Raw genomic sequence first — 24,848 nt, forward strand, 5'->3', positions numbered from 1 at the left:
GAGGCCCCGGTACGGAATTCCGTACCGGGGCCCGCGTACGACCACAGAGTGCCGGGGCGTCAGCCGCCGAACTCCTCCAGGCCCTTCAGGGCCTGGTCCAGCAGGGCCTGGCGGCCCTCCAGCTCGCGCGAGAGCTTGTCGGCCTTCGCGTTGTTGCCCGCGGCGCGCGCCGCGTCGATCTGCTCACGCAGCTTGTCGACGGCCGCCTGCAGCTGGCCCGTCAGACCGGCCGCGCGCGCCCGCGCCTCCGGGTTCGTACGGCGCCACTCGCCCTCCTCGGCCTCCTGCAGGGCCCGCTCCACGGAGTGCATCCGGCCCTCGACCTTCGGCCGGGCGTCCCGCGGCACGTGGCCGATGGCCTCCCAGCGCTCGTTGAGGGAGCGGAACGCGGCACGGGCCGCCTTCAGGTCGGTGATCGGGACGAGCTTCTCGGCCTCGTCGGCCAGCTCCTCCTTCAGCTTCAGGTTCTCGGTCTGCTCGGCGTCGCGCTCCGCGAAGACCTCGCTGCGCGCCGCGAAGAACACGTCCTGCGCACCGCGGAAACGGTTCCACAGGTCGTCCTCGGCCTCGCGCTGCGCCCGGCCCGCCGCCTTCCAGTCCGCCATCAGCTCGCGGTAGCGGGCGGCCGTCGGACCCCAGTCGGTCGACTTCGACAGCGCCTCGGCCTCGGCGACCAGCTTCTCCTTGACCTTGCGGGCATCCTCGCGCTGCGCGTCCAGCGAGGCGAAGTGCGCCTTGCGGCGCTTGGAGAACGCGGAGCGGGCGTGCGAGAAGCGGTGCCACAGCTCGTCGTCCGACTTGCGGTCCAGGCGCGGCAGACCCTTCCAGATGTCCACCAGGGCGCGCAGCCGCTCGCCCGCGCTGCGCCACTGGTCGCTCTGCGCCAGCTCCTCGGCCTCGACCACCAGCGCGTCCTTGGCCGCACGGGCCTCGTCCGTCTGCTTGGCCTTCTGGGCCTTGCGCTCCTCGCGCCGCGACTCCACGGTCTCGACCAGCTTGTCCAGCCGCACGCGCAACGCGTCGAGGTCTCCCACGGCGTGGTGCTCGTCGACCTGGGTGCGCAGGTGGTCGATCGCCGTCTGCGCGTCCTTGGCGGACAGATCGGTGGTCCGCACCCGCTTTTCGAGGAGGCCGATCTCCACCACCAGGCCCTCGTACTTGCGTTCGAAATAGGCCAGGGCCTCCTCAGGGGTGCCCGCCTGCCACGAACCGACGACCTTCTCGCCATCGGCAGTACGCACGTACACGGTGCCCGTCTCGTCGACTCGGCCCCACGGGTCGCTGATCACAGCGCCTCCTCCACCTGATGCCTGCGAGGGGTTCACCCCCTGGGCATCGTCCACAGTTTCCTGGGGCGGGCCGCGCCCGCCCTGCACAACGCCAACATAGGCGACCGCCGGGCCGGCTGTCCGCATCCCGCACGACGGAATATCGGCCCGGCTCGTCCCGGAAGACGGGCCCTGGGGGCGGGATGCGGGCCGCCAGGCCCGTGGCAGCGGCTTCCGGTCAGTTCTGGGTGACGGTGCCCTTCTCGATCTTCACTTCGGTCTTCGGGGCACCGTCCTGGCCGCCGTCGGCCGTACCGGCCTTGGCGATCTCCTCCAGGACCTTCATGCCCGCCGCGTCGATCTTGCCGAACGGCGTGTACGAGGGCGCCAGCGGGCTGTCCTTGTAGACCAGGAAGAACTGGCTGCCGCCCGAGCCGGGCCGGCCCGTGTTGGCCATCGCGACGGTGCCCGCCGGGTAGACGACCTGGCCCTGTTCGTTCGCCTTGCCCAGGGCGTCGAGGTTCTCGTCCGGGATGTTGTAGCCGGGGCCGCCCATGCCGGTGCCCTCCGGGTCGCCGCACTGGAGCACGAAGATCCCGCTCGACGTCAGCCGGTGGCACTTGGTGTTGTCGAAGTAGCCCTTGTCGGCGAGCGACTTGAACGAGTTCACGGTCTGCGGGGTCTTCGCCGCGTCCATCGTGAAGTTGATGTCGCCCGCGCTCGTCTTCAGGCCGAAGGTGTACGTGGCCTTCTGGTCGATGGCCATCGGGGGCGACGGGGACTGCTTCGGCGAGGGCGACGCCGACGGGCTGGCGGCCGGGTCCGCCGCCTGGTCCTTCGTGTCCTTGTCGAAGACACCGCCCACGATGAGGCCGACCAGCGTCGCGACCACCACGGCCACCGCCGCGCCGATCACGGCCGCCCGTCGGCGCGCCTTCTGCCGGGCCTCGGCCCGGCGCTTCTGCTGGCGCTCGTACTTCTCCCTGGCGAGCTGTCGCCGCCGCTGATCGCTCGTGACCACCGGGTCGTCTCCTTGTGCGTCTCTGGTACCACTGTCCGGGCTGGGTTAGGCCGTACCGTATATGGGTTCGCTGTGTGATGAGGGGCGCCGGTAGGCTCTGAGCAGCAGCATTCCGATCTGCAGCCTCCCGCCGGACGACGATTGAGGACGAACGTGCTGATTGCCGGGTTCCCCGCCGGGGCCTGGGGGACCAACTGCTACCTGGTCGCCCCCGCCGCGGGTGAGGAGTGCGTCATCATCGACCCGGGCCACCAGGCCGTCCAGGGTGTCGAGGAGACGCTGAAGAAGCATCGGCTCAAGCCCGTCGCGGTCGTGCTGACCCATGGCCACATCGATCATGTGGCCTCGGTCGTTCCGGTGTGCGGAGCACACGACGTACCGGCCTGGATCCACCCCGAGGACCGCTACATGATGAGCGACCCGGAGAAGGCCCTCGGCCGCTCCATCGGGATGCCGCTCATGGGCGAGCTCACCGTGGGCGAGCCGGACGACGTCCGCGAGCTGACCGACGGCGCCGCCCTGAAGCTGGCCGGAATGGACTTCTCCGTGGCGCACGCGCCGGGGCATACCAAGGGGTCGGTGACCTTCCGGATGCCGGAGGCCCCGGACGTCCCGTCCGTGTTCTTCTCCGGTGACCTGCTCTTCGCCGGCTCCATCGGACGCACCGACCTGCCCGGCGGCTCCCACGCCGAGATGCTCGAGTCGCTGGGCCGCGTGTGCCTGCCGCTCGACGACTCGACCGTGGTGCTGTCCGGCCACGGTCCCCAGACCACCATCGGCCGCGAGCGCGCGACCAACCCGTACTTGCGGGAGGTCGCGGCCGGCCTGGCAGCGGACCCGACAGCCGCTCCACGACGAGGAATGTGACGAGAGTTTCGTGGCTACTTTTCAGGCCCCCAAGGGCACGTACGACCTGATCCCCCCGGTTTCCGTGAAGTACCTGGCCGTGCGCGAGGCCCTCTCCGCCCCCCTGCGCAACTCCGGGTACGGCTACATCGAGACCCCCGGCTTCGAGGACGTCGGCCTCTTCGCCCGCGGCGTGGGCGAGTCCACCGACATCGTCTCCAAGGAGATGTACGCCTTCGAGACCAAGGGCGGCGACCAGCTCGCCCTGCGCCCCGAAGGCACGGCCTCGGTCCTGCGCGCGGCGCTGGAGGCGAGCCTGCACAAGAAGGGCAACCTGCCGGTCAAGCTCTGGTACTCGGGCTCCTACTACCGCTACGAGAAGCCGCAGAAGGGCCGCTACCGCCACTTCTCGCAGGTCGGTGCCGAGGCCATCGGCGCCGAGGACCCGGCCCTGGACGCCGAGCTGATCATCCTGGCCGACCAGGCGTACCGCTCGCTGGGCCTGCGCAACTTCCGGATCCTGCTGAACTCGCTGGGCGACAAGGAGTGCCGCCCGGTGTACCGGGAGGCGCTCCAGAGCTTCCTGAGCGGTCTCGACCTCGACGAGGAGACCGTCCGCCGGGCCGAGATCAACCCGCTGCGGGTGCTCGACGACAAGCGGGCCGACGTACAGAAGCAGCTGGTCGGCGCGCCGGTGCTGCGCGACTACCTGTGCGACGCGTGCAAGGCGTACCACGAGGAGGTCCGGGCGCTGATCACGGCGGCCGGGGTCGCCTTCGAGGACGACGAGAAGCTGGTGCGCGGCCTCGACTACTACACGCGCACCACGTTCGAGTTCGTCCACGACGGCCTGGGCTCGCAGTCCGCGGTGGGCGGCGGCGGCCGCTACGACGGCCTGTCCGAGATGATCGGCGGCCCCGCGCTGCCGTCCGTGGGCTGGGCCCTGGGCGTCGACCGTACGGTGCTGGCGCTCGAGGCCGAGGGCGTCGACCTGGACATCCCGGCGTCGACCACGGTGTTCGCCGTGGCGCTCGGCGAGGCCAAGCCGGCCCTGTTCGCGCTGGTCACCCAGCTGCGCAAGGCCGGTATCGCGGCGGACATGTCCTACGGCGGCAAGGGCCTCAAGGGCGCGATGAAGGACGCGAACCGCAGCGGCGCGCGCTTCGCGGTCGTCGCGGGCGACCGCGACCTCGCCGACGGCGTCGTGCAGCTGAAGGACATGGAGTCCGGCGACCAGGCCGCCGTGCCGGTCGCCGAGCTCGTCGAGACGGTCAGGGCGCGCCTCGCCTGACGGCGGGCACACCTGAAGAACGACGGGGCCGGGGACGATTCCCCGGCCCCGTCCGTTCACAGCGGCGTACGGCACAATGGCCCGTGCTTGTTGACCTTGCGGATGTGGAGCGGGCGGTATGACGACACGCAGTACGGACACGGAGACCGCCCCGGACACCACCGTCGGGGGCAGCCGGGCGCTGGCCCTGCTGCTGGTGATCACGGGGGCCGCGGGCCTCCTCGCCGCCTGGGTGATCACGATCGACAAGTTCAAGCTGCTCGAGGACCCGAACTTCGTCCCGGGCTGCAGCCTGAACCCGATCGTCTCCTGCGGCAACATCATGACGAGCGACCAGGCCTCCGTCTTCGGCTTCCCGAACCCGATGCTCGGGCTGGTCTCGTACGGCATCGTCATCTGCGTCGGCATGAGCCTGCTCGCCGGGGCCCGGTTCCGCCGCTGGTACTGGCTGACGCTGAACGCGGGCACCCTCTTCGGCGTCGTGTTCTGCGCCTGGCTGACCTACCAGTCGCTGTACAACATCAACTCGCTCTGCCTGTGGTGCTGCCTGGCCTGGGTCGCCACGATCCTGATGTTCTGGTACGTCACCTCGCACAACGTGCGCCAGGGCCTGCTGCCCGCGCCGGGCTGGCTGAAGGGCTTCCTCGACGAGTTCACGTGGGTGCTCCCGGTGCTGCACATCGGGATCGTCGGGATGCTGATCCTGACGCGCTGGTGGGACTTCTGGACCTCCTGACGGGCCCGCCGCGACTGTCGGTGGCCTCGCATAGGCTTCCTGTGTGGAACCAGACCTGTTCACCGCTGCCGCCGAAGACCGCCGGGAGAAGGACCCCTCGACCTCCCCGCTCGCCGTCCGGATGCGCCCGCGCACCCTGGACGAGGTCGTCGGCCAGCAGCACCTGCTGAAGCCCGGATCACCGCTGCGGCGGCTGGTCGGGGACGGGGCCGGCGGCCCGGCCGGTGCCTCCTCGGTGATCCTCTGGGGCCCGCCGGGCACCGGGAAGACGACCCTGGCGTATGTGGTCAGCCAGGCCACGCAGAAGCGGTTCGTGGAACTGTCCGCCATCACGGCGGGCGTCAAAGAGGTACGGGCGGTCATCGAGGGCGCCAAACGCGCCGCCGGCGGCTACGGCAAGGACACCGTCCTCTTCCTGGACGAGATCCACCGCTTCAGCAAGGCGCAGCAGGACTCCCTGCTCCCGGCCGTCGAGAACCGCTGGGTGACGCTGATCGCGGCCACCACCGAGAACCCGTACTTCTCGGTCATCTCCCCGCTGCTGTCGCGCTCCCTGCTGCTGACGCTGGAACCGCTGACGGACGAGGACCTGAGCGCGCTGATGCGGCGGGCGCTGACGGAGGAGCGGGGCCTGGGCGGAGCGGTCACCCTGCCCGCGGACGCGGAGGCGCACCTGCTGCGGATCGCCGGCGGCGACGCCCGGCGGGCGCTCACGGCGCTGGAGGCCGGCGCCGGGGCGGCCCTCGCCAAGGGCGAGGGGGAGATCAGCCTCCAGACCGTGGAGGAGGCGGTCGACCGCGCCGCCGTCCGCTACGACCGGGACGGCGACCAGCACTACGACGTGGCGAGCGCGCTGATCAAGTCGATCCGGGGCTCGGACGTGGACGCGGCGCTGCACTACCTGGCCCGGATGATCGACGCGGGCGAGGACCCGCGGTTCATCGCGCGACGCCTGATGATCTCGGCGAGCGAGGACATCGGCCTGGCGGACCCGACGGCCCTGCCGCTCGCGGTGGCCGCCGCCCAGGCGGTGGCGATGATCGGCTTCCCGGAGGCCGCGCTGACCCTCTCGCACGCCACCATCGCGCTGGCGCTGGCCCCGAAGTCGAACACCGCCACGACCGCGATCGGCGCGGCGCTGGCCGACGTACGGGCCGGGCTGGCCGGCTCCGTGCCGGCGCACCTGAGGGACGGGCACTACAAGGGCGCGGCGAAGCTCGGGCACGCGGTGGGGTACGTGTACCCGCACGACGTGCCGGGCGGCATCGCGGCCCAGCAGTACGCGCCGGACGCGGTGCACGGCAAGCGGTACTACGAGCCGACGCGGTACGGGGCCGAAGCCCGGTACGCGGACGTGGTGGAAAAGGTCCGCGAACGCCTCCGCGAACCCTGACCCCACGGCCCGGCGGCCGGTCTCAGTGGCCCGCCGCTGCGAAGAGGGTGCGCATCGCGCGGCGCAGGCCGCAGATGTCCGTGACCGGTTCGGGGAAGTCGAAGCGGGCGTCGAAGGAGCCGGTGGCGCCGCCCGAGAAGCGCACGCGCAGGCCGAGGCGGTCCAGGGCGAGCGGGGTGGCGGTCATGCCGTCCGCCTCCCGGGCGCCCAGCAGGCCGCACAGTTCCCCGACCCGGTCGGAGTGCGAGGAGGCCAGGTGCTGCAGGAGCTCCGCCTCGTGCCCGGCCATCGGGTCCGGCTGCGCGGCGGCCAGGTCCTCCGGGTCGACGTGCTCGGCGCCCCACAGGTCGTCCACCGAGATCTCGCCGACCTCCAGGCGGAGCAGTACGTACGCGGGGCGGCCGGCCATCCCCAGCAGCTCGCCCACCGGCTGCCGCTCCGCGAGCAGCGCCGCGCAGGCCGCGCGGTCGGTCCCGCGTACCGTCGTCAGCCAGCCGGCCAGCCACGCGCGGCCTCGGATACGATGGGGCACGGACACCGGCGCCACGTCCGTGATCTCGATCACGGCGGTGAGGTCGTCGTCCTGGGCGTGAGCGGCTGCCCTGGCAGCCGCGGACTCCGCGGAAACAAGGAGAATCACGTCCCCGTCCGGGGTGACGGTCCGCGCGGCCGGCATCCCTGCCCCGAACTCGTCGGGCCCGTGACTGTCACGAGCACCCGGCAGCGTGAGGGATACTGAGGCGTTGGACTCTACGAGGGTTCGTACGCGTTCGGCTCCGGTGAGCTGCCGAACGCCTTCCCTGGGACGCGGCTGACCTTGCCTATCGTCGCCGAAAGCAGATTTCGTTTCGTTGGAATCTGAACTCCGGTGCGCACTGGGCAGGGGGATCCCATGTGGTCGAGACATTACGTCCTCCTCGCTAAGGTAAGCCTCACCTAACTTACATGGAGGTAGGTTCCACGTGAACCAGAAGCGACCCAAGGTCAAGAAGTCGCGTGCCCTCGGCATTGCGCTGACCCCGAAGGCCGTCAAGTACTTCGAGGCCCGCCCCTACCCGCCGGGCGAGCACGGCCGTGGCCGCAAGCAGAACTCGGACTACAAGGTTCGTCTGCTCGAGAAGCAGCGTCTGCGCGCTCAGTACGACATCTCTGAGCGTCAGATGGCCCGCGCGTACGACCGCGCCAAGAAGGCCGAAGGCAAGACGGGCGAGGCGCTTGTCGTCGAGCTCGAGCGTCGCCTCGACGCCCTGGTTCTGCGTTCGGGCATCGCCCGCACCATCTACCAGGCCCGCCAGATGGTCGTTCACGGCCACATCGAGGTCAACGGTGGCAAGGTCGACAAGCCGTCGTTCCGTGTCCGCCCGGACGACGTCGTCACCGTGCGCGAGCGCAGCCGCGAGAAGGTTCCGTTCCAGGTTGCCCGTGAGGGTGGCTACGCAGGCGAGGGCGAGACCCCGCGCTACCTGCAGGTCAACCTGAAGGCCCTGGCCTTCCGCCTGGACCGCGACCCGAACCGCAAGGAAATCCCGGTCATCTGCGACGAGCAGCTCGTCGTCGAGTACTACGCCCGCTGATGCAGGCCTAGGCCTCACAGGCTGGTGGAAACCCGCCGTCCCCCTCGGGGGCGGCGGGTTTTTCCGTCCTCCGGGCCGCCCGGCCCCCGCTGCGCCCGCACGACCACGGCCTCCCGGCTCAGCGCCCGCCCCTCCGCCGCGTACGCCGCATAGCGCTCGGCGCCCAGCAGCTCGCCCGCCCGCTCCTGGCACATCAGCCGCGGCGCGTTGAAGTACCCCGAACCGAACAATTGCAGGCCCACCCCGCCCCACATCGGCTCCGCGGCGCCCTGGAGCACCGCCGCCTCCGCCGGATCGCCCTCCGCGACCGCGACCAGCGCGAGCAGCTCCAGGGCCAGCACCAGCCCCACCAGGTCGTGGAAGGCGTGGTTGATCTGCACGCACTCGGTCAGCAGCTGCCGCGCCTCGTCCGCCGCCCCCGCGTCCAGCGCCGCGTACGCGAGGACGTACAGGGCGTACGCCTTCGTCCAGCGCTCCCCGCGCTCCTCGCAGATCTCCCGCACTTCCCGGCACAGCGCCAGCGCCCCGGCCGTCTCCCCCTGGAAGGCGAGCGCCATCGCCAGCTCCACCTGGCACATCAGCACGTTGCTGTTCAGCTCCCCGGCGTCCCGGTACCGCTCCAGCGCCTGGCCCAGCAGCTCTCCGGCCCGCGCCATGTCGTCCGAGACCAGCGCCAGACAGCCCAGCCGGTGCACCGCGTACGCCGCGGCGAGGGCGTTTCCGCTGCGCGCGGCCGCGTCCCGGCACTCGTACAGCGCGCTCATGGAGGCCACCGCATCGCCCTGCAGGGCCGCGACGTACCCCAGCACCCACAGCGCCTTCAGCCGCGAGCTCTCGTACGCCGCCGGCTCGTCCGCGTCCTCCAGGGCCCGCTCCAGCCAGTGCCGGCCCTCCGTGAGCCGGCCGCAGCCGGCCCAGTAGAACCACAGCGTTCCCGCCAGGTGCCGGCCCAGGTGCACCTCGTCCGGGTCGTCCAGGGAGCACTCCAGGGCCAGGCGCAGGTTCGGCAGCTCCGTCTCCACCAGCGCCGCCACCTCGGCCTGCCGCGGGCTGAACCAGTCCAGCTCGCACCAGGTCGCCAGGCCCACGTACCAGTCCCGGTGCCGCCGCCGCAGCCGGTCCGCGTCACCCAGCGACTCCAGCCAGCCCGCCCCGTACATCCGCACGGACTCCAGCATCCGGTAGCGCACCCCGGCCGCCGTCTCCTCCCGGAGCAGCAGGGACTGGGCCAGGAGCTCCCCGACCAGGTCCAGCACGCTCTCCACCGGCAGGTCCGGACCCGCGCACACGTACTCGGCGGCATCGAGGTCGAACGGCCCGGCGAAGACCGACAGCCGCGCCCACAGCAGCCGCTCCGCGGCCGTGCACAGCTCGTGGCTCCAGCCGATCGCCGTACGCAGCGCCCGGTGCCGGGGGAGCGCCCCGCGCGAGCCTCCCGTCAGCAGGGTGAAGCGGTCGTCGAGGCGGGCGAGCACCTGGGCGGGGGACAGCGCCCGCAGCCGGCCCGCCGCCAGCTCGAGGGCGAGCGGAACCCCGTCGAGGCGGGCGCACAGCTCGGTCAGCTCGGCACGGTTCGCCTCGGTCACCGCGAAGGCCGGGTCGGCGGCGCGCGCCCGGGCCGCCAGGAGGGCCAGTGCCTCCTCCGGAGCCGGCGGGGCCAGCGGGAGGACCAGCTCCCCCTCCAGGTCCAGCGGCCGCCGGCCCGCCGCGAGGACCCGCAGGCCGGGGCAGCCGCGCAGCAGCTCACGCACCAGCCCGGCCGCCTCGTCGACGAGCTGCTCGAACCCGTCCAGGACCAGCAGCAGCCGCCGCCCGGCCAGGTGCTCCGCCAGGACGGCCCGGGGCGGCCGGGTGGTGTGATCGGTCAGCCCGAGGGCCTCCGAGACGGTCAGCTCCAGCAGTGCCGGATCCCGTACGGTCGCCAGCTCGACCAGCCAGACCCCCTCGCAGGAGCGTTCCTGCGACGCCTCCGCCTCGGCGCGGGCGGCGGCCAGCACCAGCCGGGACTTGCCCACCCCGCCCGTCCCGGTCACCGTCACCAGCCGCGAGGCCTCCAGGAGCCGCCCCACCTCGGCCACTTCGGCGCCCCGCCCGACGAAGGCGCTGAGCTCCGAGGGAAGATTGCCGTACGCGGTGCGGGGAAGCGGTCTGTGGCGCATGGGACACGGAGGGTACTGGTCCGAACGCGCTGCGTACAAGACGAGCCCGCCGGGCCACGAAATCAGGTACGGCGGCGGATCCCCGGCGCGATAGGGTCGGGGGAGACTTTTCTCCGTAGATTTACTAGGCGCAGGGAGCGGTGCAACGTGTCCGGTGGAGAGGTGGCCGGGATCCTCGTGGCCGTCTTCTGGGCCATCCTGGTCTCCTTCCTCGCCGTGGCGCTGGCGAGGCTGGCGCAGGTGCTCAAGGCGACCACCAAGCTGGTGGCGGACGTGACCGAGCAGGCCGTCCCGCTGCTGGCGGACGCCTCCACGACCGTCCGCTCCGCGCGCACCCAGCTGGACCGGGTCGACGCCATCGCGAGCGACGTCCAGGAGGTCACCTCCAACGCCTCCGCGCTGTCCTCCACCGTGGCCTCCACCTTCGGGGGACCGCTGGTCAAGGTCGCGGCCTTCGGGTACGGCGTCCGCCGGGCCCTGGGCCGGACGGACGAGGCGCCCGCGAAGACCACCAGGCGAACCGTGATCGTCGGCCGTACCGTGCCGGCGGCCCGCCGCCGGAAGCAGAAGGGCTGAGACCGCCGATGTTCCGCCGAGCCTTCTGGTTCACCGCAGGCGCCGCCGCCGGTGTGTGGGCCACGACCAAGGTCAACCGCCAGCTCAAGAAGCTGACGCCGGAGAGCCTTGCCGCCCAGGCCGCCGACAAGGCCGTGGAGGCGGGCCACCGCCTCAAGGACTTCGCCCTCGACGTCAAGGCGGGAATGACGCAGCGCGAGGACGAGCTGAACGATGCACTGGGGCTGAACAGCGACCCCGACCGGCCCGACAACGTCACCGCCCTCCCCGGGCCGCGGCGGCTGCGGGCCATCGAGCACGACAAGACCACCCACCGAACGAACCGCCCGGCGGTTACGTACAACCGGAATGAGGACCACTGATGGAGTCGGCTGAAATCCGCCGCCGCTGGCTGAGCTTCTTCGAGGAGCGCGGTCACGCCGTTGTCCCTTCGGCGTCGCTCATCGCGGACGACCCGACTCTGCTGCTGGTCAACGCGGGCATGGTCCCCTTCAAGCCGTACTTCCTCGGCGAGACCAAGCCCCCGGCCCCCCGCGCCACCAGCGTGCAGAAGTGCGTCCGTACGCCGGACATCGAAGAGGTCGGCAAGACCACCCGCCACGGCACGTTCTTCCAGATGTGCGGCAACTTCTCCTTCGGCGACTACTTCAAGGAAGGCGCCATCAAGTACGCCTGGGAGCTGCTCACCAGCTCCGTGGCGGACGGCGGCTACGGCCTCGAGCCCGAGAAGCTCTGGATCACCGTCTACCTCGACGACGACGAGGCCGAGACGATCTGGCGCGACGTGATCGGCGTCCCCGCCGAGCGCATCCAGCGCCTGGGCAAGAAGGACAACTTCTGGTCCATGGGCGTCCCCGGCCCCTGCGGCCCGTGCTCGGAGATCAACTACGACCGCGGCCCGGAGTTCGGCGTCGAGGGCGGCCCGGCCGTCAACGACGAGCGCTACGTGGAGATCTGGAACCTGGTCTTCATGCAGTACGAGCGCGGCGCGGGCGACGGGAAGGAAGACTTCCCGATCCTCGGCGACCTGCCGTCGAAGAACATCGACACCGGTCTGGGCCTCGAGCGTCTCGCCATGATCCTGCAGGGCGTGCAGAACATGTACGAGACCGACACCCTGCGCGTGGTCATGGACAAGGCCACCGAGCTCACCGGTGTCCGGTACGGCGCCGCGAAGGACACCGACGTGTCCATGCGCGTGGTCGCCGACCACATCCGCACCTCCGTCATGCTCATCGGCGACGGCGTCACCCCCGGCAACGAGGGCCGCGGCTACGTGCTGCGCCGCATCATGCGCCGCGCCATCCGCAACATGCGCCTGATGGGTGCCACCGGTCCGGTCGTCCAGGACCTCGTCGACGTCGTCATCGACACCATGGGGCAGCAGTACCCGGAGCTCCTCACCGACCGCAAGCGCATCGAGACCGTCGCGCTCGCCGAAGAGGCCGCCTTCCTCAAGGCGCTCAAGGGCGGTACGAACATCCTCGACACCGCCGTGACCGAGACCAAGGCCGCCGGCGGCACGGTCCTGTCCGGGGACAAGGCGTTCCTGCTCCACGACACCTGGGGCTTCCCGATCGACCTCACCCTGGAGATGGCCGCCGAGCAGGGGCTCTCCGTGGACGAGTCCGGCTTCCGCCGGCTCATGCAGGAGCAGCGGGACCGGGCCAAGGCCGACGCCAAGGCCAAGAAGACCGGCCACGCCGACGTCTCCTCGTACCGCGAGATCGCCGACCGCGCCGGCGCCACCGAGTTCACCGGCTACGCCACCAACCAGGGCGAGTCCACCATCGTCGGCCTCCTGGTCAACGGCGTCTCCGCGCCCGCCGCCTCCGAGGGCGACGAGGTCGAGGTCGTCCTCGACCGCACCCCCTTCTACGCCGAGGGCGGCGGCCAGCTCGCCGACCAGGGCCGCATCAAGCTCGACTCGGGCGCCGTCATCGTCGTCCGCGACGTACAGCAGCCCGTCCCCGGCGTGTCCGTGCACAAGGGCTCCGTCCAGGTCGGCGAGGTGACGGTGGGCGCCTCCGCGTACGCCGCCATCGACGTCCACCGCCGCCGGGCCATCGCCCGCGCCCACTCGGCCACGCACCTGACGCACCAGGCGCTGCGCGACGCCCTCGGACCGACGGCCGCCCAGGCCGGTTCCGAGAACTCGCCGGGCCGCTTCCGCTTCGACTTCGGCTCCCCGAACGCCGTACCCGGCCCGGTCCTCACCGACGTGGAGCAGAAGATCAACGACGTGCTCTCGCGCGAGCTCGACGTCACCGCCGAGATCATGAGCATCGACGAGGCGAAGAAGCAGGGCGCCATCGCCGAGTTCGGCGAGAAGTACGGCGAGCGCGTGCGCGTCGTCACCATCGGCGACTTCTCCAAGGAGCTGTGCGGCGGCACGCACGTCGGCAACACCGCCCAGCTGGGCCTGGTCAAGCTGCTCGGCGAGTCCTCCATCGGCTCCGGCGTGCGCCGTGTCGAGGCCCTCGTCGGCGTGGACGCGTACAACTTCCTCGCCAAGGAGCACACGGTCGTCGCCCAGCTCCAGGAGCTGGTCAAGGGCCGCCCGGAGGAGCTGCCGGAGAAGATCGCCTCCATGCTCGGCAAGCTGAAGGACGCCGAGAAGGAGATCGAGAAGTTCCGCGCGGAGAAGGTCCTCCAGGCCGCCGCCGGACTCGCCGAGAACGCCCAGGACATCCGCGGTGTCGCCCTCGTCGTGGGCACGGTGCCGGACGGCACCGGCGCCGACGACCTGCGCAAGCTGGTCCTCGACGTCCGCGGCCGCATCCAGGGCGGCCGGCCGGCCGTCGTGGCCCTGTTCACCACGGCGAACGACCGCCCGCTGACCGTCATCGCCACCAACGAGGCCGCCCGCGAGCGTGGTCTCAAGGCCGGCGACCTGGTCCGTACGGCCGCCAAGACCCTCGGCGGCGGCGGTGGCGGCAAGCCGGACGTCGCCCAGGGCGGCGGCCAGAACCCGGGAGCCATCCCGGAGGCCATCAGCGCCGTCGAGCGCCTCGTCGTAGAGACGGCCTGACGATGACGCTGCGCCGCGGCCGCCGGCTGGCCATCGACGTGGGGGACGCCCGGATCGGGGTCGCCTCGTGCGACCCCGACGGGGTCCTCGCCACCCCGGTGGAAACCGTTCCGGGCCGGGACATCCCCTTCGCCCACCGGCGGCTGCGGCAGCTCGTCGAGGAGTACGAGCCCCTCGAGGTCGTGGTCGGCCTGCCCCGCTCGCTCAGCGGGCGGGAGGGGCCGGCCGCGGTCAAAGTGCGCGCCTTCGCGAACGAACTGGCCAAGGGCATCAAGCCGGTGACGGTCCGTCTGGTGGACGAGCGGATGACCACGGTCACCGCCGCCCAGGGGCTGCGGGCCTCCGGGAAGAACGCGAAGAAGGGCAGATCGGTCATCGACCAGGCAGCCGCCGTGGTGATCCTTCAGAACGCTCTTGAGACCGAACGGGTATCAGGTAATCCGCCCGGCGAGTGCGTCGAAGTGGTTGTCTGATCGCGATACGGTAACGTTCCGCGCGATGAGACGGCATTCGAACAGCCGTCGCCTTCGTCTCGCGGCTCTAGGGGACCGATGACTGAGTATGGCCGGGGCCGTGGCCCCGAACCGTGGCACCCCGAGGATCCCCTGTACGGGGACCAGGGGTGGACCGGGCACCAGACCCAGCAGGGCCAGGCGCCGTACGCCGATCCGCAGCAGGGGTACCCGCAGGAACAGCAGTACCAGCAGCAGTACCCCGAGCAGCAGCAGTACGCGCAGCAGCCGCAGTACGAGCAGCAGTACCCGCAGCAGGGGCACCACCCGCAGCAGCAGGGGCACCAGGGGCAGTACCAGCAGCAGGCGCAGTACCAGCAGTACGCCCAGCAGCAGGCCTACGTCCCGCAGGCGCCGCCGCAGCCGCAGCAGCCGCAGTACGACTCCCAGGGCTGGGACACCGGCCAGGGGCAGTACGCGGTGCCCGCTCCGGCGGACCCCTACGCGGGCGCCGACCCGTACGCCCAGCAGGCCGTCGCCGGCTATCCGGGCGAGGCCCCCGACCTGTACTCCACGCCCGAGGCCTACCCGCCGCCGCAGCCCCCGGGCCGGCGCCACCTGGAGCCCGAGCCGGCCGAGCAGGAGGACGAGGCTTCCGACGCGTCCCTCGCCGACGGCGGCCCCGACGGTGACGAGCCGTCCGGCGGCGGCCGGCGCGGCGGCCGCTCCAAGGGCGGCAAGGGCGGCAAGACCAAGGAGCGCAGCGGCGCGGCCTGCCTGGTCGCCAGCCTGGTCATCGTGGCGGTGCTCGGCGGTGGCGGCTACTACGGCTACACCTATCTCAAGGACAGGTTCGCCACGGCCGAGGACTACGCGGGCGAGGGCGTCGGCGAGACGATCGACGTGGAGATCCCCCCGGGCTCCTCGCTGGCCAAGATGGGCAACATCCTCAAGAAGCACGGCATCGTCGCGAGCGTGGAGGCCTTCACCACCGCGGCCGGCGTCAACCCCAAGGGCAAGTCGATCCAGGCGGGCGTCTACCCGCTGAAGAAGAAGATGTCGGCCGCGGCCGCCGTCGCCGTCATGGTCGACCCCACGAAGCTGAACGTGATCACGGTTCCCGAGGGCAAGCGGAACTCCGAGGTCTACAAGGCCATCGACGCACGCCTCGGCAAGCCGGCCGGCACCACCGAGGAGATCGCCAAGCGCGAGGCCAAGAACCTCGGCCTGCCGGCCTGGGCGGGCAACAACCCGAAGCTCATCGACCCGCTCGAAGGCTTCCTGTTCCCGGCGCGCTACGACGTCAGCAAGGACAGCACCCCCGAGTCCCTGCTCAAGCAGATGGTCAAGAACGCGACGGACAAGTACGCCGAACTGGGCATCGAGGGCAAGGCCAAGGAACTGGGCCTGGAGAACCCGCTCCAGGTGGTCACGGTCGCCAGCCTCGTCAACGCCGAGGGCAAGAACCACGAAGACTTCCGCAAGATGTCCGAGGTCGTCTACAACCGCCTCAAGAAGACCAACGACGTCACCAACCAGAAGCTCGAATTCGATTCGACCTTCAACTACATCAAGGGCACGAGCGACCTCAACTTCTCCATGAAGGAGGCCAGGTCGCTGGACAACGCCTACAACACGCACTTCGTCAGGGGACTGCCCCCCGGCCCGATCGGGAATCCCGGCGCCGAGGCCCTGACCGCTACGCTCAACCCCGACCACGGTGGCTGGATGTTCTTCGTGTCGGTCGACGGCGTCACGACGACCTTCACGCAGACGTACGAGGAGCACCAGACGCTGGTCGCGGAATTCCTCGAGCGGCAGAAGCAGAAGAACGGCGGGTAGGCAAGGCATGTCACGCACAAGGGCCGCGGTGCTGGGTTCGCCCATCGAGCACTCCCTCTCACCGGTGCTGCACCGCGCCGCCTACCAGGAGCTCGGCCTCGCCGACTGGTCGTACGACCGCTTCGAAGTCGACGAGGCCGCGCTCCCGGGATTCATCGCCGGACTCGGCCCCGAATGGGCCGGGCTGTCCCTGACGATGCCGCTGAAGCGGGCGGTCATCCCGCTGCTCGACGGCATCAGCGACACCGCCGCCTCGGTCGAGGCGGTCAACACGGTCGTCTTCACGCAGGACGGCCGCCGGCTCGGCGACAACACCGACATCCCCGGCATCGTCGCCGCGCTCCACGAGCGCGGCATCGACAAGGTGCCGTCCGCCGCCATCCTCGGCGCGGGGGCCACCGCCTCCTCGGCGCTGGCCGCCCTCTCGCGGATCTGCACCGGCGAGGTCACCGCGTACGTCCGCTCGCGGGCCCGCGCCGACGAGATGCGGCAGTGGGGCGAGCGGCTCGGCGTCCCCGTCCGTACGGCCGACTGGTCCGAGGCGGCCGCGGCGCTGGCCGCGCCGCTGGTCGTGGCGACCACCCCGGCCGGCGCCACCGACGAACTGGCCGCTGCCGTACCCGACGCCCCGGGCACCCTCTTCGACGTCCTCTACGACCCCTGGCCCACCGCCCTCGCGGCCGCCTGGTCCCAGCGGAGCGGCACGGTCATCGGAGGCCTGGACCTCCTCGTCCACCAGGCCGTGCTCCAGGTCGAGCAGATGACGGGGTGCGACCGGGGGCCCCTCGCGGCCATACGCGCCGCAGCAGAGCGGGCACTGGCCGCCCGTTAGACTTTCCGCCCACATAGTTGATCATGGGGGCGGCATGGACCAGACCGGCACGGAACAGATACTCGCATCGAAGTGGGACATCCCCTTCGTGATCCTCGCCGCGGCCAGAACGGCCTTCGGCGACCTGCCGCTGTGGGCGAAGGCGATCGTCCTCGGACTCGTCGGTTCCCTGGGCCTGTGGACGGCCGTCACCTGGCTCCGCACACGCCGCCGCGGCGTCGGCCGGGGGTCAACTGACGGACAAGCCGTCCGATAGCTGGACTCGAGGCCGGTATGGCCGTCCGGACGTGGGAGGATCGGGTGAGGCGGGTCCGGGCCGCGCACTCCTCCAGCTTCCGCGGGGAGGTGTCTCCAGGGCGCGCCGAGCTGTACCAGGCGCGAGCATGAGGAGCATCGTTGAGCAGGTTGCGTTGGCTGACCGCCGGGGAGTCCCACGGACCGGCACTGGTGGCGACGCTGGAGGGCCTTCCCGCCGGCGTCCCGGTCACCACCGAGCTGGTGGCCGACCACCTGGCCCGGCGCCGGCTCGGCTACGGCCGCGGTGCCCGGATGAAGTTCGAGCAGGACGAGATCACCTTCCTCGGCGGCGTCCGGCACGGGCTGTCGCTGGGATCCCCCGTCGCGGTCATGATCGGGAACACCGAGTGGCCCAAGTGGGAGACCGTCATGTCGGCCGACCCGGTCGACCCCTCTCTGCTGAAGGACACCGGCCGTAACGCGCCGCTGACCCGGCCCCGGCCCGGTCACGCCGACCTCGCCGGCATGCAGAAGTACGGCTTCGACGAGGCCCGGCCGATCCTGGAGCGCGCCAGCGCCCGGGAGACCGCGGCCCGCGTCGCCCTCGGCGCCATCGCCCGCTCCTTCATCAAGGAGGCCGCGGGCATCGAGATCGTCTCGCACGTGGTGGAGCTGGCCGCGGCCAAGGCCCCGTACGGCGTCCACCCGACCCCGGCCGACGTGGAGAAGCTCGACGCCGACCCGGTGCGCTGCCTCGACGCCGACGCGAGCAAGGCGATGGTCGCGGAGATCGACCAGGCCCACAAGGACGGCGACACCCTCGGCGGCGTCGTCGAGGTCCTCGCGTACGGAGTCCCTGTCGGCCTCGGCTCGCACGTGCACTGGGACCGCCGTCTCGACGCCCGTCTCGCCGCCGCGCTCATGGGCATCCAGGCCATCAAGGGCGTCGAGGTCGGCGACGGCTTCGAGCTGGCGCGCGTACCCGGCTCCAAGGCCCACGACGAGATCGTCTCCACCCCCGACGGCCTCAAGCGCACCTCCGGCCGCTCCGGCGGCACCGAGGGCGGTCTGACCACCGGTGAGCTGCTGCGCGTGCGCGCCGCCATGAAGCCCATCGCGACCGTGCCGCGCGCGCTGGCGACCGTGGACGTGGCGACCGGTGAGGCCACGGTGGCCCACCACCAGCGCTCCGACGTGTGCGCCGTCCCGGCCGCCGGCATCGTCGCCGAGGCCATGGTCGCCCTCGTGCTGGCCGACGCCGTCGTCGAGAAGTTCGGCGGCGACTCGGTGCCCGAGACCCGCCGCAACGTCCGCTCGTACCTCGACCACCTGCAGATCCGGTGACGGGCGGACCCGCCACCCCGAGCGGGCCCGTCGTCGTCCTCGTCGGGCCCCCGGGCTCCGGCAAGTCCACGGTGGGCGCACTGATCGCCGAGCGGCTCGGCGTCGCCTACCGGGACACGGACGCGGACATCGTCGCGGCCCAGGGCCGGGAGATCTCGGACATCTTCGTCGACGAGGGCGAGCCGTACTTCCGTGAGCTGGAACGCCGGGCGGTCGCCGCCGGCGTCGCCGAGCACACCGGAGTCCTCTCCCTCGGCGGCGGCGCCGTCCTCGACCCGGGCACCCGCGCCCTGCTCGCCGGGCTGCCCGTCGCCTACCTGTCGATGGACATCGAGGCGGCCGTCCGGCGCGCCGGCCTCGGCGCCGCCCGCCCGCTGCTGGCGGTCAACCCGCGCCGCCAGTGGCGCGAGCTGATGGACGCCCGCCGACCCCTGTACACCGAAGTGGCGCGCGTCGTGGTGGCCACCGACGACCGCACCCCCGAAGAGGTCGCCCAGGCGGTCCTCGACGCTCTGGAGTTGAAGGACGTATGACGGACCAGGTGACGCGGATCCAGGTCGGCGCCGACGCCGGCCACGACGCGTACGAGGTGCTGGTCGGGCACCAGCTGCTCGGCGAACTGGGCAGCATGATCGGCAACAAGGCCCAGCGGGTCGCCGTGATCCACCCCGAGGCCCTGGCCTCGACCGGTGAGGCACTGCGCTACGACCTCGCCGAACAGGGCTACGAGGCGGTCGCCATCCAGGTGCCGAACGCCGAGGAGGCCAAGACCGCCGAGGTGGCCGCGTACTGCTGGAAGGCGCTGGGCCAGTCCGGTTTCACCCGCTCCGACGTCGTCGTCGGCGTCGGCGGGGGATCCACCACCGACCTCGCGGGCTTCGTCGCGGCCACCTGGCTGCGCGGGGTGCGCTGGATCGCCGTACCGACCACCGTCCTCGCGATGGTCGACGCGGCCGTCGGCGGCAAGACCGGCATCAACACCGCGGAGGGCAAGAACCTCGTCGGCTCCTTCCACCCGCCGGCCGGTGTGCTGTGCGACCTGGCGGCGCTGGACTCGCTGCCGGTCAACGACTACGTCAGCGGCCTCGCCGAGGTCATCAAGGCCGGATTCATCGCCGACCCGGTGATCCTCGACCTGATCGAGGCCGACCCGCAGGCGGCCCGTACGCCCACCGGCCCGCACACCACCGAGCTGATCGTGCGCTCGATCCAGGTCAAGGCCGACGTGGTCTCCAGCGACCTCAAGGAGACCGGTCTCCGCGAGTTCCTCAACTACGGCCACACCCTCGCGCACGCCATCGAGAAGAACGAGCGCTACAAGTGGCGGCACGGCGCCGCCGTCTCCGTGGGCATGGTGTTCGCGGCCGAACTGGGCCGGCTCGCGGGCCGCCTCGACGACGCCACGGCCGACCGGCACCGCTCGGTGCTCGCCTCGGTCGGCCTGCCGCTGAGCTACCGCGGCGACCAGTGGCCCAAGCTGCTCCAGACCATGCAGGTCGACAAGAAGTCGCGCGGCAACCTGCTGCGCTTCGTCGTCCTCGACGGCCTGGGCAAGCCCACCGTGCTGGAGGGCCCCGACCCGGCGCACCTGATCGCCGCCTACGGCGAGGTCTCCGCGTGAGCCGCCGCGTGCTCGTGCTGAACGGCCCGAACCTGGGCCGGCTCGGCTCGCGCGAGCCCGACGTGTACGGGGCCACCTCGTACGCGGGCCTGGTGGAGAGCTGCCGCACGCTGGGCGAGGAGCTCGGCTTCGACGTCGAGGTCCGCGAGACCAACGACGAGGGGCAGCTCGTGCGCTGGCTGCACGAGGCGGCCGACGGGAAGATTCCCGTGGTCATCAACCCGGGCGCCTTCACGCACTACTCGTACGCCATGCGGGACGCGGCGGCGCAGCGCACCGCGCCGCTGATCGAGGTGCACATCTCGAACCCGTACGCGCGCGAGGAGTTCCGCCACACCTCGGTCATCGCCTCCGTGGCGACCGGCACCGTCGCGGGCTTCGGCATCGGCTCGTACAGGCTGGCGCTGCGGGCGCTGGCGGACGAGGTCTCCGGGGTCATATAACGTTCTCGCATCAGTCGCCGGAACGAGACGGAGTTGCACCGGATGCAGCAAGGAGTGGGGAGCGGGGGCGCGGGCTGGGGGCAGTCGGGACAGCACCCGGCAGCGCCGCCGCAACCGCCGATACCCCCTGCGCAGGGCTGGCCGGGGACCCCGCCGCCGCACCCCGTGCCGCCGGCGGGCCTGCCGCCCCTGCCGGAGGCCACCGGGCACATCCCGCTGCCGCCCGCGGTGCCGGGCACCGGAGGGGCCGTCCTGGCCGTGCTGCTGATCGGCCCGGCCGGGGCGGGCAAGACCACCGTGGCCCGGCACTGGGCGAGCACCCGGCCCGTGCCCACCGCCCACGTCAGCCTGGACGACGTCCGCGAATGGGTCTGCTCGGGCTTCGCCGACCCGCAGGCGGGCTGGAACGAGCACTCCGAGGCCCAGTACCGCCTCGCCCGCCGCACCTGCGGCTTCGCCGCCCGCAACTACCTGGCGAACGGGATCTCCTGCATCCTCGACGACGCCGTCTTCCCGGACCGGCCGGTGGTCGGCCTGGGCGGCTGGAAGCGGCACGTGGGCCCCGCCCTGCTGCCGGTCGTGCTGCTGCCGGGCCTGGAGATCGTCCTGGAGCGCAACGCGGCCCGCTCCGGCAACCGCCGGCTCTCCGACGAGGAGGTCGCGCGGATCCACGGCAGGATGGCGGGCTGGTACGGCTCCGGCCTGCCGATCATCGACAACTCGCACCTGGACGTCGAAGGCACGGCACGGGCCCTCGACGAAGCCCTGGCGCGTGCGCTGGCCTAGAGCACGCTGAAGAGGACCTTGTCCCCGTCCGCGGAGGGGTCCGCCCGTGTGAGCGTGGCCCTGACGCGGGATCCGAGCTGGAGCTCCAGGCCGTTCTCCGACGCGACCCTGGCCAGCACGGCGGGGTCGGCCAGGAACACCTTGCCCTCGCGCGGCCTGCCCCGCTCGGCGTCGGTGTCGATGACCGTGGCGTCGAACACCTCGCCCACGCGGTGCATGAGCACCGCGGCCTCGGCCAGGTCCACGGTCTGCCGGTCCGCCAGGCCGCTCTTTGCCCGTGCCGTGTCGCACGGGATGCAGTACAAGGCCTCGAGCACCCAGTTCGGCGGGGCCTTGTCCGCGCACGCCGCCACGCACAGCTCACCGGTGTACCGGTCGACCAGGCGCCGCAGCGGAGCCGTGCAATGGGCGTACGGGGCCGCGATCGCCGCGTGCATCGTGTACGCCGGCTTCTGGTTGTCGCGGAAGACGGTGTACTCCGCCTTGAGCATCGTGCTGGTGGCCTCGCTGAGGAAGGCCATGTGGGTCTGCTTGCCGGGATCGAGCTTGCGGACCAGCGTCGCGTACGAGATGCCGGGCCGCCAGACGATTCCCAGAGCCTTCGCGATGTCGTGCAGGCGCCTGACCACGTTCTGATCGGCCTGCTCCTTCTGGGTCCGCAGGATCCCGGTACCGGTGTCGAGCATGATCTGGGCCGCGGACATGCCGGTCATGAGGGAGATCTGCTCGTTCCAGCCCTCCACCGGGAGCGTCGCCACGTAGCTCAGCCGGAACGATCCGTCTGTGAGGGTGACCTCCTGGTCCGGCAGGTTCACCGAGATGCCGCCGCGCGCGACCTCGACGGCCTCGCGCAGCTTGCCGATCTCGCGCAGCAGGGCGAGGGACTCCCCGGCCGTGCCGTTCTCGATGGCCTGCTGGGCGGCCGCGTAGCTGAACCGGCCGTGGCTGCGGACCATGGCCCGGCTCACGGTCGAGTCGGTCAGGTTGCCGTAGGCGTCGAGGTCGTGCTGCCACACCAGGGCGGGGCGGTCCTGGTGCGGCAGCAGGCTGGCCGCGTCCTCGGAGAGGACGGGTGGGTGCAGGGGCACCTTGAGGTCGGGAAAGTACAGCGTCTCGATCCGGTCGTGCGCCTCGACGTCCAGCGGGCTGCCGGACTTGACGAAGGCCGCCACGTCCGCGATCGCGTAGTGCACGCGGTAGCCGCCGCCGGGCCGCCGCTCGAGGTGCATGGCCTGGTCGAGGTCCTTCGAGGTCGGCGGGTCGATCGTGAAGAACGGCAGCTTCGTGGAGTCCTTGGCGGGCAGGTTCGGCCCGGCCGCGGCCTTGTCGGCCGCTTTGAGTACGCGCTTGGGGAAGGCGGAGGGGACCTTCAGCTCCGTCCGAAGCTCCGCCAGCGCGGCGCGCAGGGGGTCCAGGGCCTCGTCGGACATGTGCATCGGGCGCCGTCTCATGCCCCGAGCGTAGGGCGGCGGTCACGGACCGGCGCGATGAGCGGGGCCGGGCGGGGGAGGCCGGTCCGGACGGGGATCGCGTTCCCGGAGCATCCGTACCAGCGGGTTTCCGGGGGTTCGGGGTTCGCAAGGGCAGCGCCCGCGGCCGCGGCGGCGCACGTCTGGACGCGCTCGCCGGGCCGGACGGCCGCTCCGCTCGTACGCTCGAAGACATGTCAGACGTGTACGCCGCCCGCCGAGGCACGCTCCGCGACCGCTGCGCCGCCGCGGGGAACGCCGCCGCGCTGATCACGCGTCCGGCGAACGTCCGCTATCTCTCCGGAGCCTCCCCGCTGGGCGCCGTGCTCCTCGTCGGGCCCACCGAGGACGTGCTGTTCTGCGCCAACGCGCCCACCGGCGAGCCGGACGAGGGCCGCCTCGACGAGCACCTCAAGGTGTCCGTCCTGGCGGGCCCCGGCGGGGACCCGGCCGTCGCGGCCGGCGACCTGGCGGCGGCCGTGCGCGCCGACTCGCTGGCGGTGGAGGAGCACCACCTCACCGTGGCCCGGCACCGGGCCCTGCGCTCCGTGGCGCCCAAACTGCGCCTCTCCGACCTCGGTAACGCCGTGGAGCAGCAGCGCCTCGTCAAGGACGAGGAGGAGATCGCCTGCCTGCGGATCGCCGCCGAGATCGCCGACCAGGCCCTCGGCGAGCTGCTGGAGTCCATCCTCGTCGGCCGCACCGAACGCCACCTCGCCCTGGAGCTGGAGCGGCGGCTCGTCGACCACGGGGCGGACGGACCCGCGTTCCCGACCTCCGTCGGGACCGGCCCGCATTCCGGCCGTCCCCGGCACCGGCCCTCCGACCGGCGGGTGGAGGAGGGCGACTTCCTCACTGTCTGCCTCGGCGCCGCCTACCGCGGCTACCGCTGCGAGATCGGCCGCACCTTCGTCATCGGCACCACCCCCGCCGACTGGCAGATCCAGCTGTACGACCTGGTCTTCGCCGCCCAGCGGGCCGGGCGCGAAGCCCTCGTACCGGGCGCCGCGTACCGGGACGTGGACCACGCCGCACGCTCCGTACTGGACTCCGCGGGCCACGGGGAAGCCCTCGCTCCGTCGACCGGACACGGCGTGGGTCTCGAAATCGACGAGGACCCGCAGCTTGCACCTACGGCAATGGGTAAACTGGACGCTTGCGTGCCGGTCACCGTCGAACCGGGGGTTCACCTCCCGGGCCGGGGAGGTGTCCGGATCGATGACACGCTCGTCGTGCGCCCCGAGGCGGACGGCGGTCCCGAGCTACTCACCATTACGACCAAGGAGCTGCTCGCGCTCTAGCCCGTCGCCGGGCTGTGCGCGCACCCGTGGTCTTCCAGTGCAGGAGATTCCGCAACCGTGGCTTCCACGAACGACCTCAAGAACGGCATGGTGCTCAAGCTCGACGGTGACCAGCTCTGGTCCGTCGTCGAGTTCCAGCACGTCAAGCCCGGCAAGGGCCCGGCCTTCGTGCGCACCAAGCTCAAGCACGTGCTCTCCGGCAAGGTCGTCGACAAGACGTTCAACGCCGGCACGAAGGTCGAGACCGCCACGATCGACCGGCGTGACATGCAGTTCTCGTACATGGACGGCGAGTACTTCGTCTTCATGGACATGAGCACCTACGACCAGCTGATGGTCGACAAGAAGGCCGTCGGCGACGCCGCGAACTTCCTGATCGAGGGCTTCACCGCCTCCGTCGCCCAGCACGAGGGCGAGGTGCTCTACGTCGAGCTCCCGGCCGCCGTCGAGCTGACGATCGAGCAGACCGACCCGGGCGTCCAGGGCGACCGCTCCACCGGTGGCACCAAGCCCGCCACCCTGGAGACCGGCCACGAGATCCAGGTCCCGCTCTTCGTCACCACCGGCGAGAAGGTCAAGGTCGACACCCGCACCAGCGCCTACCTCGGCCGGGTGAGCAGCTAACC

Annotated in this window: 24 protein-coding genes; 19 read left to right on the top strand and 5 right to left on the bottom strand. The window is 71.5% G+C overall.

All coding sequences use genetic code 11. The annotated features are described in order from the left end of the window. Positions 1-59 precede the first annotated feature (59 nt). Complete coding sequence (locus ACZ6I1_RS19005) at positions 60-1,289, bottom strand: DUF349 domain-containing protein (protein ID WP_469288547.1); 1,230 nt, start codon at positions 1,287-1,289, stop codon at positions 60-62. Between the two features lie 217 nt (positions 1,290-1,506). After that, complete coding sequence (locus ACZ6I1_RS19010; RefSeq protein WP_469288549.1) at positions 1,507-2,289, bottom strand: peptidylprolyl isomerase; 783 nt, start codon at positions 2,287-2,289, stop codon at positions 1,507-1,509. A 153-nt stretch (positions 2,290-2,442) separates the two neighbouring features. Here ACZ6I1_RS19010 and ACZ6I1_RS19015 point away from each other — a divergent pair, with 153 nt between their 5' ends. From ACZ6I1_RS19015 to ACZ6I1_RS19030, 4 genes are all read left to right on the top strand, one after another. Continuing rightward, complete coding sequence (locus tag ACZ6I1_RS19015) at positions 2,443-3,156, top strand: MBL fold metallo-hydrolase (RefSeq protein WP_469288551.1); 714 nt, start codon at positions 2,443-2,445, stop codon at positions 3,154-3,156. A gap of 10 nt (positions 3,157-3,166) precedes the next feature. Further along, entirely contained in the window at positions 3,167-4,426 is a 1,260-nt protein-coding gene (gene hisS, locus ACZ6I1_RS19020; protein WP_469288553.1) for a histidine--tRNA ligase, read from the top strand. 118 nt (positions 4,427-4,544) lie between these two features. Next, positions 4,545-5,162, top strand: coding sequence for a vitamin K epoxide reductase family protein (locus ACZ6I1_RS19025; protein WP_469288555.1), 618 nt, complete (start codon positions 4,545-4,547; stop codon positions 5,160-5,162). A gap of 43 nt (positions 5,163-5,205) precedes the next feature. Continuing rightward, positions 5,206-6,555: a replication-associated recombination protein A gene (locus tag ACZ6I1_RS19030; protein WP_469288557.1), complete on the top strand. Its 1,350-nt coding sequence runs from the start codon at positions 5,206-5,208 to the stop codon at positions 6,553-6,555. Positions 6,556-6,577: 22 nt separating this feature from the next. Here ACZ6I1_RS19030 and ACZ6I1_RS19035 read toward each other — a convergent pair whose 3' ends face one another. Further along, complete coding sequence (locus tag ACZ6I1_RS19035) at positions 6,578-7,462, bottom strand: DUF2470 domain-containing protein (protein WP_469288559.1); 885 nt, start codon at positions 7,460-7,462, stop codon at positions 6,578-6,580. Positions 7,463-7,517: 55 nt separating this feature from the next. Between ACZ6I1_RS19035 and rpsD the strand changes: the two genes are divergently transcribed. After that, positions 7,518-8,129: a 30S ribosomal protein S4 gene (gene rpsD, locus ACZ6I1_RS19040; RefSeq protein ID WP_150520470.1), complete on the top strand. Its 612-nt coding sequence runs from the start codon at positions 7,518-7,520 to the stop codon at positions 8,127-8,129. A gap of 14 nt (positions 8,130-8,143) precedes the next feature. Here rpsD and ACZ6I1_RS19045 read toward each other — a convergent pair whose 3' ends face one another. Next, positions 8,144-10,288 carry an ATP-binding protein gene (locus tag ACZ6I1_RS19045; RefSeq protein ID WP_469288561.1) on the bottom strand — a complete coding sequence of 715 codons (2,145 nt, stop codon included), beginning with the start codon at positions 10,286-10,288 and terminating at the stop codon, positions 8,144-8,146. Between the two features lie 147 nt (positions 10,289-10,435). Here ACZ6I1_RS19045 and ACZ6I1_RS19050 point away from each other — a divergent pair, with 147 nt between their 5' ends. The 12 genes from ACZ6I1_RS19050 (at position 10,436) to ACZ6I1_RS19105 (ending at position 21,452) form a co-directional block, all read left to right on the top strand. Next, positions 10,436-10,864 (top strand): DUF948 domain-containing protein, encoded by a 429-nt coding sequence (locus ACZ6I1_RS19050; protein WP_469288563.1) that lies wholly within the window; start codon positions 10,436-10,438, stop codon positions 10,862-10,864. 8 nt (positions 10,865-10,872) lie between these two features. Continuing rightward, positions 10,873-11,226, top strand: coding sequence for a DUF6167 family protein (locus tag ACZ6I1_RS19055; protein ID WP_443297873.1), 354 nt, complete (start codon positions 10,873-10,875; stop codon positions 11,224-11,226). Next, complete coding sequence (alaS, locus tag ACZ6I1_RS19060) at positions 11,226-13,895, top strand: alanine--tRNA ligase (protein ID WP_469288565.1); 2,670 nt, start codon at positions 11,226-11,228, stop codon at positions 13,893-13,895. The genes ACZ6I1_RS19055 and alaS overlap by 1 nt, the downstream gene beginning before the upstream one ends. Positions 13,896-13,897: 2 nt before the next feature. Further along, entirely contained in the window at positions 13,898-14,368 is a 471-nt protein-coding gene (gene ruvX / locus ACZ6I1_RS19065; RefSeq protein ID WP_030009552.1) for a Holliday junction resolvase RuvX, read from the top strand. A gap of 78 nt (positions 14,369-14,446) precedes the next feature. Next, a complete protein-coding gene (gene mltG / locus ACZ6I1_RS19070) occupies positions 14,447-16,189 on the top strand; it encodes an endolytic transglycosylase MltG (protein ID WP_469288567.1) in 1,743 nt (580 codons plus the stop codon). Between the two features lie 7 nt (positions 16,190-16,196). Next, positions 16,197-17,021, top strand: a complete 825-nt coding sequence (locus ACZ6I1_RS19075) for a shikimate dehydrogenase (RefSeq protein ID WP_469288569.1) — start codon at positions 16,197-16,199, stop codon at positions 17,019-17,021. A gap of 34 nt (positions 17,022-17,055) precedes the next feature. Further along, positions 17,056-17,277 carry a hypothetical protein gene (locus tag ACZ6I1_RS19080; protein ID WP_469288571.1) on the top strand — a complete coding sequence of 74 codons (222 nt, stop codon included), beginning with the start codon at positions 17,056-17,058 and terminating at the stop codon, positions 17,275-17,277. Between the two features lie 140 nt (positions 17,278-17,417). Then, positions 17,418-18,602: a chorismate synthase gene (gene aroC, locus ACZ6I1_RS19085; RefSeq protein ID WP_469288573.1), complete on the top strand. Its 1,185-nt coding sequence runs from the start codon at positions 17,418-17,420 to the stop codon at positions 18,600-18,602. After that, entirely contained in the window at positions 18,599-19,135 is a 537-nt protein-coding gene (locus ACZ6I1_RS19090) for a shikimate kinase (protein ID WP_469288575.1), read from the top strand. Before aroC ends, ACZ6I1_RS19090 begins: the two co-directional genes overlap by 4 nt. After that, positions 19,132-20,223, top strand: a complete 1,092-nt coding sequence (aroB, locus tag ACZ6I1_RS19095) for a 3-dehydroquinate synthase (RefSeq protein ID WP_469288577.1) — start codon at positions 19,132-19,134, stop codon at positions 20,221-20,223. The genes ACZ6I1_RS19090 and aroB overlap by 4 nt, the downstream gene beginning before the upstream one ends. Continuing rightward, a complete protein-coding gene (aroQ, locus tag ACZ6I1_RS19100) occupies positions 20,220-20,666 on the top strand; it encodes a type II 3-dehydroquinate dehydratase (RefSeq protein ID WP_469288579.1) in 447 nt (148 codons plus the stop codon). Before aroB ends, aroQ begins: the two co-directional genes overlap by 4 nt. A gap of 42 nt (positions 20,667-20,708) precedes the next feature. Further along, entirely contained in the window at positions 20,709-21,452 is a 744-nt protein-coding gene (locus tag ACZ6I1_RS19105; RefSeq protein ID WP_469288581.1) for an AAA family ATPase, read from the top strand. Here ACZ6I1_RS19105 and ACZ6I1_RS19110 read toward each other — a convergent pair. Next, positions 21,449-22,903: an RNB domain-containing ribonuclease gene (locus tag ACZ6I1_RS19110; protein WP_469288583.1), complete on the bottom strand. Its 1,455-nt coding sequence runs from the start codon at positions 22,901-22,903 to the stop codon at positions 21,449-21,451. The genes ACZ6I1_RS19105 and ACZ6I1_RS19110 overlap by 4 nt on opposite strands. A 212-nt stretch (positions 22,904-23,115) precedes the next feature. Here ACZ6I1_RS19110 and ACZ6I1_RS19115 point away from each other — a divergent pair, with 212 nt between their 5' ends. Next, positions 23,116-24,222 (top strand): aminopeptidase P family protein, encoded by a 1,107-nt coding sequence (locus ACZ6I1_RS19115; protein WP_469288585.1) that lies wholly within the window; start codon positions 23,116-23,118, stop codon positions 24,220-24,222. 57 nt (positions 24,223-24,279) lie between these two features. Continuing rightward, positions 24,280-24,846, top strand: coding sequence for an elongation factor P (efp, locus tag ACZ6I1_RS19120; RefSeq protein ID WP_249765167.1), 567 nt, complete (start codon positions 24,280-24,282; stop codon positions 24,844-24,846). Positions 24,847-24,848 lie beyond the last annotated feature (2 nt).

This window comes from Streptomyces sp. NPDC046303 (assembly GCF_055588085.1).